We start from the raw sequence: 15,264 nt of genomic DNA on the forward strand, positions 1-15,264 counted from the left end.
CGGTCTACGTCCGCGCCGCCAGCCGCCCCTGCTCCCTGCCCAGCCAGGTCCCGAGCAGCAGCCAGACGAACGCAATCGGCACCGCGGCGTACGCGATCCCCGACATCCCGAGCCCGAGCGCCGCGAGGCCCGCGTAGCCCCACGCTCCCACCTGGTCGCCGGAGCGGTACACGAACGTCTCGATGAAGTTCTTCGCCTTGTACTTGTCCTCGCGCGGCACGACGGTGAAGAGGATCTCCATCGAGGGATTGTTGAGCGCAAAGTTCCCCGCGCGCCGGACGATGGCCAGCGTCGCCACCACGGCGAACACGGGCCACGTGCCGAGCGCCGCAAAGCCCACCAGGCTCACGAACGGGAGGAAGGCGAGGGAGAGCGACAACCCGAGCCAGCGAATGAGCCGTCCGGTGAAGAAGATCTGCGTGACCAGCGTGAGCGACTGCACCACGAGTTCAATGCGCGCCATCACCGCCGTCCGCGCCGCGCGGTCGGCATACGCCTTGCCGACGATGTCGGTCTGCTCGAAGTACAGGATCGTCGATCCCATCGTGAGCAGCACGAGGAAGAGCGAGATGCCCAGCAGGTAGGGTGACTTCATCACGTGCGTGATGCCGGCCCACAGGCTCCCGCCGATGGGCCGGTCGCGATGCGCCGTGTCCACGCCTCCCGGCACCTGCCCGGGCGCGGGAAAGCGCATCACGCACAGCACCGCCAGCTCGATGAGCACCGCCGAGATGAGCAGCAGGTTGGGTGTGCCGATCAGCGGCGCCAGTTCCGCCGTGGCCGCCGAGCCAAGCACCGAGCCCAGCGTCCCGCCGACGGCAATGAAGCCGAATAGCCGTTTGGCCTGTTCGCTGCGGTACGCATCGGCCATGAAGGCCCAGAAGATGGACACCACGAACAGGTTGAACACGCTCGTCCACACGAAGAACGCGCGGCCAATCCAGACGTCGCCCGCCGACCCCTCCACCGGCGCCACGAATGTCATCAGCGCGTAGAAGACCAGCAGGTTGACGACGAAGAACTGGTAGGTGATCGCGATGAACTTCCGCACCGGGTAGCGCACGACGAGCGCCGAGAAGAGCGGATTCGCGATCAGCACCGCGGTCAGCGTCCCGGCGAACAGGAACGGGAGCTTGCTCACGCCGGTGGCGACCGCCACCGCCTCGCGGATGGGGCGCAGCACGAACCATCCGCTCAGGACGAAGAAGAAATAGGCGAACGAGACGAGCATCGCCCGCACTTCGCCGGGCTGCACGTCCACCATGCGCCGCAGCAGCGGATGCGGCTGGGGGGCCACCGGACTGTTCACGCGGACCCCGTCGCCTTCACCTTGGCGAGCCAGGCGGCCAGCACCTCGACCTCGCGCTTCATGTCGAGCCCGTTCACTGCCCCGCGCAGCGTCGCGTCCTGCTCGGCCTGCGGACGCGTGCGGTGCCAGTCGAGCGTGGTCTTGGCCGTGTCGGCAAGCGAGCGGAAGGTGAGCCCGGCCGCAATGGCCTTGGCGGCGCTGCGGCGCTGATAGCCCGCCGTACGCCCGTGTGGCGGCTGCCAGACGGGAAGGTCACGCCACGGACGCAGTCCCTGTTCCTGCAGGAATTCCCACGGCACCCACGTGAAGCGCCCCGGCGTCGCCGTGACCGCCTTCACGCCATACAGCATCTCGGCGATCGTCAGCGGCTTCTCGGGCCCGATGGCGTTGAAAGTGCCCAGCACCCGCGCCTCGGCCAGACGGACGGAGAATTCGGCGAGGTCGCGCACATCGATGAACTGGCAGGGATCGTCGGGCTTGTCGGGAGCGAGAATCTCGCCTCCCGCATCGATGCGCGCCGGCCAGTACGTGAACCGGTCCGTGCGATCGAGCGGCCCCACGATCAGGCAGGGGCGCACCACCGTCCAGATCCCTGGATACCGTCGCGCCACTTCCTGCTCAGCCTTCACCTTGAGCGCGCCGTAGTACCGCGACGCGTGCTGCGGATCGAGCGTGTACGGATCCACCTCGGCGGGGAGTGACGCGACCGGGCTGTTCTCATCCAGCCCGATGATGCTCTGGTCGCTGTAGACCGATGTCGTGGACTGGAAGACGTAGTGCTTCACGTTGCCGCTGAGCTGCCTGGCCGCATTGCGCACCCAGGCCGGAAACGTGGTCGGATTGTCGAGCACGACGTCGAACGTCTTCCCCTGAAGCGCATTCGTGTCGCCGTTGAGGTCGCCGACGAGTTCCTCGGCGACCTTGCCCTTGAAGTAGCCCGGCCGCGTCTTGTTGCGGTTGAAGAGCGTCACGCGATGCCCGCGCGCGAGGGCGTACTCCACCTGTTCCGGGCCGGTGAAGCCCGTGCCGCCGAGGATCAGGATGTTCAGCGAGGCCGGCGCCTTCGTGACTTTCTGCGGCAGCAGGAACGGATCGGGCTGGCCGAGCAGTCCCTTGGGAAGTCCGGTGAGCCCGAGCGCACCGCCGATGGCGGCGCTGGTGCGAATGAAAGAGCGGCGGCTAGTCATTGCTCGGCCCTCCCGTCGCCTGCTTGGCTTTCCACGCCGCGATCACCTCGGTTTCCTTGGCGGGCGCGACGCCGGCGACGGCCCCTTCCGCGGTCGCCTTCTGCTCCGCTTCCGGACGCGTCTTGTGCCAGGTGAGGGTGTCGGCCGCCGTCACCGCGAGCGGACGGAAGGTGAGCCCCGCCTTTACCGCGCGGTCATTGTTGCGTCGCAGGAAGCCGGCCGTCGGCCCAGTCGGTGGCAGCCAGACCGGCATATGACGCCAGCCGCGCACGCCCTGCGCCGCCAGAAACTCGGCCGGGACCCACGTGAACTGCGCGCCTGCGGTCGTCACGGCCTTGGTGCCGTACAACAACTCCGACATCGGGCGCGTGTATCCCACGGCGTTGAACGTGCCGATCACCTTCTGTTCGGCCAGACGGATCATCCACTCCGCAAGGTCGCGCGAGTCGATCCACTGCGTGGGATCGTCGGGGGTGCCCGGTGCGAGCACATCGCCGCCCTTGTCGATGCGCGCTGGCCACCAGGTGTAGCGATCGCTGCGGTCGAGCGGGCCGACGATAAGCCCCGGACGAACGATCGTCACCTTCCCCGGATACTGCCGCTCCGCCTCCTGCTCGGCGAACGTCTTGAGCGCGCCGTAGTACTTGCCCGCGTTCTCGCGCACCAGCGTGTACGGATCCAGGTCGGCGGGGAGCGGCGTGGTGCCGTCGCTCTCGTCCATGTTCGGCCGGCTGTTGTCCGGATAGACCGACATGGTGGAGATGAAGATGTAGTGCCCGACGTTCCCCTTGAGGTGCTGGGCCGCGTTGCGCACCCAGGCGGGGAACGTGGTCGGATTGTCGAGCACGACGTCGAACGTCTTGCCGGCCAGCGCGCTCACGTCCTCGTTCAGGTCGCCGATGAGCTGGTCAACTTTGCCCTTGAAGTAATCGGGGCGTGTGCGGTTGCGGTTGAAGAGCGTGACCCTGTGGCCGCGCGCGAGCGCGTATTCCACCTGCTCGGGGCCGGTGAAGCCGGTTCCCCCGAGGATGAGGATGTTGAGCGACATCTCGATGCGGCTCCCGTGGCGAGTGGTCGGAGGGCGGCGGCGGTAGGTACCCGGGACCGCGTAAGTCTATCAGTAGCCAGCTTCCTCGTCGATGCCTCGCACCTTGCCGCGGTGCAGGCGGAAGAGCAGCGCCACGTACCCCGCGGCCAAAACGAATCCCAGCGGCCACCACCAGAGTCCCGTCTGCAGCGCATGCGCGCCGGACGACGCGTTCAGGGCAGTCAGCGACCGAGTGGGATCGCCAGCCGACCGGATCAGCGTTGGATACACGCAAACCGCCGTGGCGGCGAGCAGTCCGACGAGGAACATCGCGGACGCGAGAAAGGCCGAAAGGTCTTGGCCGCGCCGTGCGTACCATCCGCTGCCGGCCAGGCCTGCGATGAAGACCGCCGTGGCGAGCCAGGCGGTCGGACGCGCGCGAAGCGCCGCGCCGAGATCGGGGAGGAGCCACATCGTCACGACGGTCGCCACCCCCCACAGCAGCACCATCACCGGATAGAGATGGCTCGCCAGCGCTCGGCTGCGTTCCTGCACCGGTCCGCTGGTGCGCCACACGAGGAATCGCGCGCCGTGATGCGCGAGCGCCACGAGTGAGAACACCCCGGCCAGCACCGTGAACCAGTCGAGGATGCCCAGCGTTCCCCGCGGCGAGAAGGACGCGAAGAGCGGCAGCGAGAACCACCCGTCCGCCTGCAGCGGCACGCCGCGCAGCACATTGCCCAGCGCCGCGCCCAGCAGCACCGGCGCGAGTGTCGAGGCCAGGGCGAACGTCCCATCCCAGAACTGGCGCCACATCGCGTCCTCGAGATGCGGCCGGAACTCGATGGCGATGCCCCGCAGGATCAGCACCCACAGGACCATCATGATCGCGAGATAGAATCCGGACAATCCCGCGCCGAGCGCACGCGGGAAGGCGAGCATCAGCGCGCCGCCGGCGGCGAGCAGCCACACTTCGTTGCCGTCCCAGAAGGGGCCGATGGCGCGCAGCACCTGGCGGCGCTCGTCATCGCCGCGCGCCACCAGCAGGTGCAGTGCGCCCGCGCCGAAGTCGAAACCGTCGAGCACCACGTAGAGCGCGAGCAGCAGGGCGACGAGCGTGAACCAGAGTGTCTGCATGGCTCAACCCTCCGCGACGTCGGTCGCGCCGTGGCCGGCGCCGGGACCGTGCGACACTTCGCGGGCCACCAGCCCGAGAAAGAGCACGCCGAGCACGAAGTACAGCCCCGCAAAGCCGAGCGTGCTGAAGAGCGTCTCTCCCGCGTGCACCGTCGGCGACCCGCCGTCCGCCGTGCGCATCAAGCCGTAGACGAGCCAGGGCTGGCGGCCGAGTTCGGCCGTCATCCACCCTGCGGTGGTGGCGATGAAGGGAAACGGGAAGGCCAGCGCCAGCGGCCAGAGCGCCCAGCGCGATGACTCGAGCCGACCGCGCCAGAGCAGGAAGGCGCCGAGGGCCATCAGCGGAATGAAGATCGTCCCCAGCCCCACCATGATGTGGAAGGCGTAGTAGAGCAGCTCTATGCTGGTGGGCCAGTCCGACTCGGGAAAATCGGAAAGGCCGCGCACGTTCGCCGAGAAGTCGCCGTAGGCAATCCACGACAGCAGCGCCGGCAGCACCACCGGGTTGTCGAGCTTGCGCTCTGCCACGTTGGGCTGGCCGATCATCGCCAGCGGCGCGCGCGGCCCACTCTCGAAGCGTCCCTCCATCGCCGCCAGCGCCACCGGCTGATGCGCGGCGACGAGCCGGCCCTGCATATGACCGGTCGGGAATGCCACCAACTGTGCGGCTACCAGCGCCGCCGGGATTCCCGTGCGCAGGGAAATGCGCGCCGTGGCCGGATGCTCCCCGCGCAGCGTCCAGTACGCGCCGACGGCCGTCATCACGAAGGCGCCGGTCACCACCGACGCCATCTGGTTGTGGAAGAACTGGGTGACCGTCCACGGGCTCAGCAGCATCTCGGTGAGATGCGCGATCTGCAGGGTGCCATCGGGGGCCACATCGTAGCCCACCGGGTACTGCATGAATGCGTTGGTGGCGATGATGAACCACGCCGAAGACCAGCTGCCGATGAAGAGCGCGATGGCGGCCGCGAAGTGCAGGCGCGGGCCCAGCCGGCGCTCGCCGAAGATGAGCAGCGCGAGGACGCTCGACTCGAGGAAGAAGGCAAAGATCCCTTCCATCGCGAGCGTCTGCCCGATGACGCCGCCCGTGCGGGCCGCGAACGCCGCCCAGTTCGTGCCGAACTGGAATTCCATCGGGATCCCCGTGACCACGCCCATCGCGAAGGACAGCCCGAAGATGCGGATCCAGAATCGCGCCGCGTCGTCCCACGCCGCGTGCCCCGTGCGCAGGGCCACGCCCTTCAGGATCACGATGAGGAGCGCGAGCCCCATGGTGAGCTGCGGGAACAGGTAGTGGTACGTGATCGTGAAGCCGAACTGCAGGCGGTGCCAGAAGAGCGGATCACTCATCGATCGGTCCGGTTGCGTGATGGGGCCCGTCGTCGCCCTGCCTGAACATAGCGCGCCGTGCACGACCCGCGATGGGGGACGCCCCGCACCACGGGTGCGCGCGGTCGCGCCTGCTCACCCGCGGCGCCAGAATTAGGAACGATCTCACTTTGGAGAGTTGGTTGATTTCGCCCGTCCGCACGCCAGGCAACATTGACCGCAAGTGGCTCGTCGCCGCGTCGGTCAGCGTGGGCGCGATGATGGCGACGATCGATGCGTCCATCGTGAACGTGGCGCTTCCCCAGATTCGCGGCGAGATCGGCGCGTCCATTGACCAGATGACCTCGCTCGCGACCTCCTTCGCGATCGCCATGGTCGTCATCATGCCGCTCACCGCCTTCCTCGGCCGCATCCTCGGCCAGAAGCGCGTCTACCTGGCGTGCCTGGGGGTCTTCATCGCCGGATCGGCGCTGTGCGGCATCGCGCGCTCCCTGCCGCAACTCGTGATTGCGCGCTCCCTGCAGGGCCTTGGCGCGGGGGCGCTGATGCCCAGTCAGATGGCCATCCTCCGCCAGACCTTCCCGAAGCGGGAACAGGGGATGGCGATGGCCGTCGTCGGGATGGTCATCACCTTCGGCCCCGCGGTCGGACCCACGCTGGGCGGATGGATCGTGGACAACTGGTCCTGGCCCTGGATCTTCTACATCAACCTGCCCGTCGGGCTGGTGGGCATCGCGATGAGCAGTCGCTTCGTGCACGAGCCGGCCGACATTCGCGCGGCCAACGCGGCGCACGCCGAGCGCATCAAGCGCGATTTCGACTGGCTCGGCATCCTGCTGCTGAGCGCCGGGCTCGCCGCGCTGCAGTACGTGCTCGAACAGGGGAACCGCAACGACTGGTTCGAGTCGCCGCGCATCGCGGGCCTGACCGCGCTCGCCGTCATTTCGCTGGTCGGGTTCGTGGTGACGGAACTGCGCGCCCCGACGCCGGCCGTCAACCTGCGCCTGTTCAAGCATCCCGTCTTCACCTCGTCCACACTGCTCGCCGCGGTGATGTTCTCAAGCCTGATGGCGGGGATGTTCCTGCTCCCCCTGTTCATGCAGGAACTGCTCGGGTTCACCGCGCTCAAGTCGGGAATGGCGCTGTTGCCGCGCGCGCTCGTGATGATGGTGGTGACGCCGATCGTCGGGAAGCTCTACAATCACGTCTCGCCGCGGGTGCTCGTGGCGTTCGGCCTGATCTGCGTGTCGCTCGGCTGCTGGGAGATGGGATCGTTCACGCTGGAGACCAGCCAGAGCGGCATCATCGGCGTCCTGGTGCTGCAGGGGGTCGGCTTCTCCTGTCTCTTCGTCCCGCTCGCGACGGTCGCGCTCAGTCACGTGCCGCGCGTCCAGCTGTCGGATGCCACCGGGCTCAACTCAGTCGTGCGCCAGTTCGGCGGCTCCGCCGGGCTCGCCATCTACGGCACGCTGCTCACGCAACACGGCGTGCGGGCCCGGTCACACCTTGGCGAGTTCGTGACGGCGTACCGGCCGGACGTCGCCGAGCGATTGGCGGCAATGACGCACGCCTTCATCGCGCGCGGGATGGACGCCGTGACCGCGAAGACGGCGGCGGTCCAGGCGCTCGCGGGCGTCGTGGCCCGTCAAGGGGCGGTCATCGCCTTCGAGCACATCTTCGCGATGACGGGCATCGCCCTGGCCTGCACGCTCCCGCTGGTGCTGCTGCTGCGGCACAGTGACCACGACGATCATCCCGAGTCGGTGGTGGAATCGCAGCAGGCCGCGGTGGAGTGACAGGATGCGGGCCGTCGTGCTGGAGCGACGAACGGCACCTTCAGGTCGAAGGTGCCGTTCGCGTCACGTGCCTGTTGTGCGTCAAATCGGGACGGCGGGATTTGAACCCGCGACCCCCTGAACCCCATTCAGGTGCGCTACCGGACTGCGCTACGTCCCGTCCGCCGCTTGGTACGAACGGTTGCGGACAGACTTGAAAATATAGCCAGAGTGCCATGCCGTGTAAACCGACATCGGCCAGTCGCGTCGCTGGCCGGCACGGACAGGTCCGCGCATCGCGAGCCCCGTTCCCGACGCGACGAAGAGGTACTAGCTTGTCTGCTTCGCCGCCCCTCCCCTATTCCACCCGAGGAAGCGCCCGTGCACCTTTCGCATTCGACGCTCGCCGCGTTGGCTCTCTCCGCAGTCGTGGTGATGCCGGTGACAGCGACCGCACAAGTCACCACCTCCTCCGTCGCCGGCACGGTGACCGCCACGGGCGGCGCTCCAGTCGCCGGTGCGCGCATCACCGCCACCCACACGCGCTCGGGCACGGTCTACGTGGCGCAGTCGCGCGCCGACGGCCGCTACGTGATTCCGGCCGCGCGCGTCGGCGGACCCTACACGATCTCGGCCCGGCTCATCGGCTACTCGCCGAGCGCCAAAGAAGGGATCATGCTCGACCTGGGCGTCCAGGCGCGTGTGGACTTCAACCTCACCACCGCCGCGGTCACCCTCGGCGCGGTCTCGGTGACTGCCGAAGTGGGCACCTTCAGCGGCTCGCGCACCGGCGCCGCCACCAAGGTGGGGACCGAGGCGATCGCCGCCTTCCCCACCATCTCGCGCACCATTACCGACTTCACGCGCCTCACGCCGCAGGCTTCGGGCTCGTCATTCGCCGGCATGGACAACCGGTTCAACAACATCACGATTGACGGGTCGTACTTCAACAACTCCTTCGGCCTCGCCGGCCAGCCGGGCGGACGCACCAACGTTGCCCCGATTCCGGTGGAAGCGGTGGAGCAGATCCAGGTCAATATCGCCCCCTTCGACGTGCGCCAGGGCAACTTCGTCGGCGCCGGCGTCAACGCCGTGACCCGCAGCGGCACCAACGACTTCAAGGGCTCCGCCTACTACGTCACGCGCAATGAGGGGCTCGTCGGCACCAAGATCCAGGGCGCGAAGTTCAACCCCGGCACGTTCGACTATTCGCTGGCCGGCGCCTGGGTTTCCGGCCCGATCATCAGGAACAAGCTCTTCTTCTTTACCAGCTTCGAGGATGACAAGAGCACCGCGCCGGGCACCACCTTCCTGCCCAACAAGGGCGGCGAGACGGTCACCGGCAACACCACGCGCGTTCTTGAAAGCGACCTGCAGGCGTTGAGCTCGTTCCTCTCCACCAAGCTCAACTATGAAACGGGGGCGTACGCGGGCTACAACAACGAGACGCCGTCCCGCCGCTTCCTCGTCAAGCTCGACTACAACCTGAGCGACCGGCACAAGCTGAGCCTCCGGCACAACACGCTCACGTCGAAATCCGACCAGCTCATCTCGAACTCGAGCTCGCTCGGCTTCGGCAATCGCCGGACGAACTCCCAGGCGATGAGCTACCAGGCGTCGGGCTATCTGATTCTCGAGGACATCAACTCCACCGTCGGCGAGCTCACATCCCAGATCCGCGAGAATTTCTCCAACGACTTGCTGGTGGGCTATACCTCCAACGACGAAAGCCGCGGCTACAAGGGGGCCTTCTTCCCCACCGTGGACATCCTGCAGAACGGCTCCACCTACATCAGCTTCGGCATGGACCCGTTCACGCCGAGCAACCAGCTCCGGTATCGCACCTTCCAGATGCAGGACAACGTCTCGTACTTCGTGGGCAAGCATGACCTTACGCTTGGCGTGGCGTACGAGAAGTATCACTCCGACAACGTCTTCTACCAGGGCGCCAACAGCGTCTACATCTACAACTCGCTGGCCGACTTCTACACCGACGCCAACGACTACCTCGCCAACAAGAACCGCACCGTCTCGCCGGTCACGCTGAACCGCTTTCAGGTGCAGTACGTGAACATCCCGGGGCTCGTGGAACCGCTGCAGCCGCTCGACGTGAACTACTGGAGCGGCTACGTGCAGGACAGCTGGCGCCCGACGCGCAACCTCAACGTCACGCTCGGCCTGCGCTTCGATCGCCCGAGCTTCGGCGCCACGGCATACACCAACACCCAGGCCAACGGATACACGTTCCGTGACCGCGACGGCAATGCCGCGCGGTACCAGACGCAGCAGCTCCCCGAGGCCGCCTTCCTCTGGTCGCCGCGCGTCGGCTTCAACTGGGACGTGCGGGGCGACAAGGTCACGCAGGTGCGCGGCGGCACGGGCGTGTTCACCGGCAAGCCCGCCTACGTGTGGGTGTCGAACCAGATCGGCAACAACGGCATTCTCACGGGCGCCATCGACGTCGTGAACACGAAGGCCTACCCCTTCAATCCCGACGCGTCCACCTACAAGCCGAAGACCGTCTCGGGCACGCCGGCGTCGTCGTACACCCTCAACTTCTCCGAGCCGGACTTCCGCTTTCCGCAGGTCTGGCGCACCTCGGTGGGCGTCGACCGCAAGCTCCCGTGGGGCGTCGTCGGCACCCTGGAGGCGATGTACAGCCGCGACGTGAACGGCATGTATTACACCAACGCCAACTTGCCCGCCCCCGCCGGCACCTTCGCCGGGGCAGACCAGCGGCCGCGCTGGAACACCGCCAATTTCGGCAACCGCGTGCAGTCGAACGTGACCGGGGCGTACGTGCTCGGCAACCAGAACAACGGTTACGCCTGGAACTGGGCGGCATCCGCCGAGAAGTCGTTCGATTTCGGGCTGTTCGCCAAGGCGTCGTACAGCTACGGCGTCACGCGGAACACGCACGACCCGAGCTCGATCGCGGCCGGCAACTGGACGGCCAACGCCATTGCGGCCAACCCCAATCAGGCCGCCGCGTCGTACTCGCAGTACTCGCCGGGCCATCGCTACTTTCTGGCGCTGTCGTACAAGAAGCAGCTTCTCCCCATCGGCCCGACGTCCGCCTCGCTGTTCATGGAGGGCGTCACGCAGGGGAACGCGAGCTACACCTTCTCCGGCGACGCCAATGGCGACGGCGCGCAGGGGAACGACTTGATCTACATCCCGCGCAACGCCGGCGAGATGAACTTCGAGCAGTACACGTCCTCCGGCACCACCTTCACCGTGGCGCAGCAACAGGCGGCGTGGGAGGCGTACATCTCGCAGGACACGTACCTGCGCAAGCACCGCGGCGAGTACGCCGAGCGCGGCGCCGTCTTCCTCCCGATGCTCCTGCGCGCCGACTTCAGCGTGGCCCAGGAAGTCACGCGGCAGATCGTCGGCAAGGGGAACAGCATCGAGGTCCGACTCGACATCCTCAACGTCGGCCACCTGATCAACAACGGATGGGGCGTCTCCGAGCGGCTTGTCTCCAGCCAGCCGCTCATCGCCCGCGGCATGGACGCCAACGGCCAGCTGCTGTACCGGCTGCGGAACATCGGCACGTCGCTGATGACGTCGTCGCTGCAGTACAACGCCGGACTGAATGACACCTATCGCATGCAGCTCAGCGTGCGGTACAAGTTCTACTAGGCCACCTCGGGCCCGATCGCGAAACAGGCACCGCCCGCCGGCGGTGCCTGTTTCGTCCGGGTCGAGTCCGCGGGCGTGCGCCGCCTAGAACCGCGGATTCACCACGTTGTTGTAGATCGACCCAAACGTGTAGCTCACGCCCAGCCGCATGTTGTACTGGAATCCGCTCAGCAGCGCGCGCCGGCGCAGCAGCACGTCCACCGCGTCCTGCTCCCCCTTGGGCAGGTACACCTGGTCGCGGATCCACTCGTACCCGCCGTTCACGTTCACGCTGAACCCCTTGAACAGCCGCACGCTCATCCCGGCGCTCAGTTCGGTGGTCCGCTTGCTGGCGTCCGTCAGGAAGTTGCGGTGCTGCGCGCTGACGCTCGCGCTCCCCCACGGCTCCCGGGTCCGGTACTCGATCTCGAGCGACTGCCGCGGCAGCGTCTCGCGCACCCTGTCGAAGATCGTCGTGTCGGCGTACCAGTAACCCACCGCCCCGACACCATACCGTACCACCAGTTCGCGCCGCGTCGCCTCCTTGTACGGGAACAGGTTGTACTCGAACGCCGCGTTCCCCTCCACGCGCAGGTCCTGGTTGCGATACACCTGCGACGCCATCTCCAGGCTCGCGCCGAGCGACCAGTGGTCCGTGATGCTCTTCACCTGGGTCAGCCCCGAAAACCAGTCGCGCAACAGGTTCGTGTACGTCTCTTCCGACGACAATGCGCCGGTGCTGTCGAACTCCTGCACCGTGACGCGGTTGTTGCGATACGAATAGCCGTAGTTGAAACTGGTCTTCCACTCCTCCGTCACGCGTTGCGCGGACAGGTGCGAGTTCAGGTTCTGGCTCTTGTACGAACGCTCGCCGTCCGTCGACCCGCTGAGGCTGACCGAGAACACCCACGCTTTCCACGGATCGAGCGCCGGCAGCAGCTGCGCGGCATTCGCCGTCGGCCCCTCGGCGCGCGACACCCGCAGCGCCTGGCCACTCGGCGTGTGCGCGACGAACCGCACCAGCCCCAGCGCGAGCATCCGCGTCACCCCGCGCCGCACTTCGTCGCCGGTGGAGGTGGGGTTCGTGGTGAACGTCAGCGTATCGCCGCGCCCGGCGAAGGCGCGGGCGCCGAGGAATGCGGCGGTGAACTGCTCGCCTCCCGCCCCGGCCCGCGTGCTCGTGACCAGCACGTGCACGTCGGCAACCGTGCGATCACGCACCCAGTTCACATAGGTGATCTCCGTGCGGATCAGGCTGAAATCGCAGTGGGTGCGGCAGTCCAGGTAGACCGCCACCAATCCGTTCGGCGACGGCGGCTGCTGCGCGAGCAGCGGCCGCGCGGCAAATCCGACCAGGAGCAGGGCGCCCGCTGCGCATCGTCGCGCCGTCGCCGGTATCCAGAAGTTCATCGATCGTCAGTGCTGGTCCAGCCCACACCCGGCGCGAACGCTCGTCGCGCGCGGGAAATGCCGGAGTCGTGTACCTGATCTACGGGCTCGTGCCGCCAGATGCTGACCGGCCGGCGCGCGCCGGCCGGCCCCTCAGCGGTGCGAGAGGTGCGTGTCGTACGTCTCCGCCGCCGACGCCGGGCGGCCGACGGCGAAGCCCTGCGCCCGACGCACACCGGCGGCGGCCAGCTTGCCCAGGATCGCGGCATCATCGACGTCGCAGACCCCGATCTCCGCCCCCATCCGTGACGCGAAATCGTACACCTTCTTCATCGCGGCCTTGTCGTCGTGCAGCCACGCCACCGGGCAGGTCACCACGTTGCAGGCGGCCAGCGAACGCAGCGCGTCGAGTTCGGACGGCGAACGCACGCGCGCGATGAGGTAGTAGCCGTCCATCATTGCGCGCGCCACCGCGAACGCGCCGCGCGCCATGTCTCGCGCGAACATCTCGCCGTCCACCGCCAGCGCCACGGTGCCGTTGGCTCCGTGATCCTTCACCGTCCCCGCCATCCAGTCCCAGAAATCCGACTCCCGGATCATCGCGAGTCCGGCGGGCATCGTGATCACCCCGGACCATCCCATCTGCGTCCAGAGACCGCCGGCATTCAGCGCGGCGCTCACCAGCGCGCGCATCACCGCCGGGGCGCAGGGTAGGTCGAAGACGCCCGCCAGCTCCTCATCGCCCGACAGCACGCCGCGCTGCGGCGACTCCCAGCGCGGCACCACGTCGGCCGAGATGTTACGCATGTGCGTCACGTCGAGCACCGGGCTGTACCACGCCCTGAACTGCCCGAGTTCCACGGCCCGCTCCACCGCCGCCGAATCGAGCCCCGTCGAGCCCGCGGCGCCCGCGGCCTCCGCCGGATGGTCGTGGAGGAAGAGCATGCTCGCCAGCGCATCCTTGCGCAGCGGCTTCTCGATCGCACCGAGTACGCGCAACCCGCTCGCCACCGCCATCGCCTCCACGGCCTTGAGCACGCCCGGCGCGAGCCCCGACGCGATGATCACGGAATCGGCCAGCTTCTCCTGCGCGAGGTGACTGATGAACGTCATCCCGTCCATGCCGGGCATGTACAGGTCGCTCACCACGATGTCCGGGCGATGGGCGCGCGCCATCTCCAGCGCTTCCGTGCCATCGCGCGCCTCCGACACCGTGGCCGCCCCGAGTTCCGCGAGGACCCGCTTGTGCAGCGAGCGCGTGAAGTCGTGGTCGTCAACCAGGAGGATATGCAGTCCACTCATGCGAGGCACCGGTACGGGAATCCGGTTGAATCTCTCCCCCGGCGCGCCGCTTTGTCCAGTCGGACAACGTGTGCCGGACGGTGCGCGGCGATGCCCGCGCCAGAGGCAGCAAACACGGGCGACGTGTAGTTTCGGGCATGCGACTCGTCACCCTTCTCCTCCTCGCCGCGCGCGTGGCCACCGCCCAGGCCCCCGACGCGCTCTGGTACGTGCGCAACAGCGACGAGGGCATCGCTGCCTTCGCCGCCAATGCCCATCGCATCAGCGTCATCGCGCCGCAGGTGTACGGCATGGACAGCACCGGCGCCATCCGCGGCGGCACCGATCCGCGCATCGTCGCCATCGCGCGCGACCATGGCGTCAAGCTCGTGCCGCTCGTAATGAACCCGGGCTTCAGCGTCACCATCCTGCACCAGATCGTGACCGTCCCCGCCGTGCGCACCAATGCGGCGCGCAGCCTCGCCGCCCTCTGTCGCGCCGAGAAGCTGCACGGCATCCAGCTCGATTTCGAGAATCTGTACGTGCGCGACCGCGACGCCTTCACCGCCTTCGTCCGCGAGGCGGTGGACTCGGTGCACCGGGCGGGCTGCGAACTTTCGGCCGCGGTGGTCCCGCGCACCGACGACGACCGCGGCACGCGCCCCTATCACCAGTGGATGTACGACTACTGGCGCGGCGCGTACGACTACAAGGCGCTGGCCGACACGCTCGACTTCATCTCGTACATGACGTACGCGCAGCACACGGGGGGCTCGACCCCCGGTCCCGTCGCCGGCTACGAGTGGATGGTGGCCTCACTCGACTACGTCCTCGCCGCCGGCGTGCCGCCGTCAAAGATCTCGCTCGGCCTCGCCTCGTACTCCGACTACTGGACCTCGGCGTACGACTGGCGCACCGGATCGCGAACGCAGGCGCGCGACATCGCGTACCCCGAGCTGATGCGCATCATCCAGCAGGCCAGGGCGACGCCGCGGTGGGACAAGCGCCAGCGCGCCTGGGTGGCGATGTGGGAGGATCACGGCGTCTTCGAGCACGCCTGGATCGAGGATGCCCGCGCCTTCAAGGACAAGCTCGCCCTGGTGCGGAAGCACCATCTGCGCGGCTACTCCGTCTGGCTCTTGGGAACCGAGGATCCCAAGGTGTGGGGCGTCGTGGGCAACGTGGCGCGGTAGACGAGGGACG

Annotated in this window: 10 protein-coding genes and 1 tRNA gene; 3 read left to right on the forward strand and 8 right to left on the reverse strand. The window is 67.6% G+C overall.

The window, feature by feature from the left end:
* Positions 1 to 4 precede the first annotated feature (4 nt).
* From VGJ96_08730 to VGJ96_08750, 5 genes are all read right to left on the reverse strand, one after another.
* Positions 5 to 1,309 (reverse strand): MFS transporter, encoded by a 1,305-nt coding sequence (locus VGJ96_08730; protein ID HEY3287191.1) that lies wholly within the window; start codon positions 1,307 to 1,309, stop codon positions 5 to 7.
* Positions 1,306 to 2,496 carry an NAD-dependent epimerase/dehydratase family protein gene (locus VGJ96_08735; protein HEY3287192.1) on the reverse strand — a complete coding sequence of 397 codons (1,191 nt, stop codon included), beginning with the start codon at positions 2,494 to 2,496 and terminating at the stop codon, positions 1,306 to 1,308. Before VGJ96_08735 ends, VGJ96_08730 begins: the two co-directional genes overlap by 4 nt.
* The gene (locus VGJ96_08740) at positions 2,489 to 3,544 is read right to left on the reverse strand and encodes an NAD-dependent epimerase/dehydratase family protein (GenBank protein ID HEY3287193.1); all 1,056 of its coding nucleotides are present in this window, start codon (positions 3,542 to 3,544) and stop codon (positions 2,489 to 2,491) included. Before VGJ96_08740 ends, VGJ96_08735 begins: the two co-directional genes overlap by 8 nt.
* 69 nt (positions 3,545 to 3,613) lie before the next feature.
* Complete coding sequence (gene cydB / locus VGJ96_08745) at positions 3,614 to 4,660, reverse strand: cytochrome d ubiquinol oxidase subunit II (protein ID HEY3287194.1); 1,047 nt, start codon at positions 4,658 to 4,660, stop codon at positions 3,614 to 3,616.
* 3 nt (positions 4,661 to 4,663) lie between these two features.
* Positions 4,664 to 6,013 (reverse strand): cytochrome ubiquinol oxidase subunit I, encoded by a 1,350-nt coding sequence (locus tag VGJ96_08750; protein HEY3287195.1) that lies wholly within the window; start codon positions 6,011 to 6,013, stop codon positions 4,664 to 4,666.
* A 161-nt stretch (positions 6,014 to 6,174) separates the two neighbouring features.
* Here VGJ96_08750 and VGJ96_08755 point away from each other — a divergent pair, with 161 nt between their 5' ends.
* Positions 6,175 to 7,788 (forward strand): MDR family MFS transporter, encoded by a 1,614-nt coding sequence (locus VGJ96_08755; GenBank protein ID HEY3287196.1) that lies wholly within the window; start codon positions 6,175 to 6,177, stop codon positions 7,786 to 7,788.
* Positions 7,789 to 7,874: 86 nt separating this feature from the next.
* On the opposite strand, the gene VGJ96_08760 is transcribed toward VGJ96_08755, so the two are convergent.
* Positions 7,875 to 7,948 (reverse strand) — tRNA-Pro (locus VGJ96_08760).
* Between the two features lie 200 nt (positions 7,949 to 8,148).
* Here VGJ96_08760 and VGJ96_08765 point away from each other — a divergent pair.
* Positions 8,149 to 11,412, forward strand: a complete 3,264-nt coding sequence (locus VGJ96_08765; protein HEY3287197.1) for a carboxypeptidase regulatory-like domain-containing protein — start codon at positions 8,149 to 8,151, stop codon at positions 11,410 to 11,412.
* An 84-nt stretch (positions 11,413 to 11,496) separates the two neighbouring features.
* Here VGJ96_08765 and VGJ96_08770 read toward each other — a convergent pair whose 3' ends face one another.
* Together VGJ96_08770 and VGJ96_08775 are read right to left on the reverse strand one after the other, a co-directional pair.
* Positions 11,497 to 12,801 (reverse strand): hypothetical protein, encoded by a 1,305-nt coding sequence (locus VGJ96_08770; protein HEY3287198.1) that lies wholly within the window; start codon positions 12,799 to 12,801, stop codon positions 11,497 to 11,499.
* Between the two features lie 132 nt (positions 12,802 to 12,933).
* Positions 12,934 to 14,082: a response regulator gene (locus VGJ96_08775; protein HEY3287199.1), complete on the reverse strand. Its 1,149-nt coding sequence runs from the start codon at positions 14,080 to 14,082 to the stop codon at positions 12,934 to 12,936.
* A gap of 137 nt (positions 14,083 to 14,219) precedes the next feature.
* Here VGJ96_08775 and VGJ96_08780 point away from each other — a divergent pair, with 137 nt between their 5' ends.
* The gene (locus VGJ96_08780) at positions 14,220 to 15,254 is read left to right on the forward strand and encodes a glycosyl hydrolase family 18 protein (GenBank protein ID HEY3287200.1); all 1,035 of its coding nucleotides are present in this window, start codon (positions 14,220 to 14,222) and stop codon (positions 15,252 to 15,254) included.
* Positions 15,255 to 15,264 lie beyond the last annotated feature (10 nt).

This window comes from Gemmatimonadaceae bacterium, assembly GCA_036504815.1.
GTDB lineage: Bacteria > Gemmatimonadota > Gemmatimonadetes > Gemmatimonadales > Gemmatimonadaceae > PNKL01.

What these genes read in the sequence shown, in the direction of transcription:
- VGJ96_08735 (HEY3287192.1), bottom strand. Translation starts at nt 2,496, where the DNA reads ATGACTAGCCGCCGCTCTTTCATTCGCACCAGCGCCGCCATCGGCGGT.
- VGJ96_08740 (HEY3287193.1), bottom strand. Translation starts at nt 3,544, where the DNA reads ATGTCGCTCAACATCCTCATCCTCGGGGGAACCGGCTTCACCGGCCCC.
- cydB (HEY3287194.1), bottom strand. Translation starts at nt 4,660, where the DNA reads ATGCAGACACTCTGGTTCACGCTCGTCGCCCTGCTGCTCGCGCTCTAC.
- VGJ96_08750 (HEY3287195.1), bottom strand. Translation starts at nt 6,013, where the DNA reads ATGAGTGATCCGCTCTTCTGGCACCGCCTGCAGTTCGGCTTCACGATC.
- VGJ96_08770 (HEY3287198.1), bottom strand. Translation starts at nt 12,801, where the DNA reads ATGAACTTCTGGATACCGGCGACGGCGCGACGATGCGCAGCGGGCGCC.
- VGJ96_08775 (HEY3287199.1), bottom strand. Translation starts at nt 14,082, where the DNA reads ATGAGTGGACTGCATATCCTCCTGGTTGACGACCACGACTTCACGCGC.
- VGJ96_08780 (HEY3287200.1), top strand. Translation starts at nt 14,220, where the DNA reads ATGCGACTCGTCACCCTTCTCCTCCTCGCCGCGCGCGTGGCCACCGCC.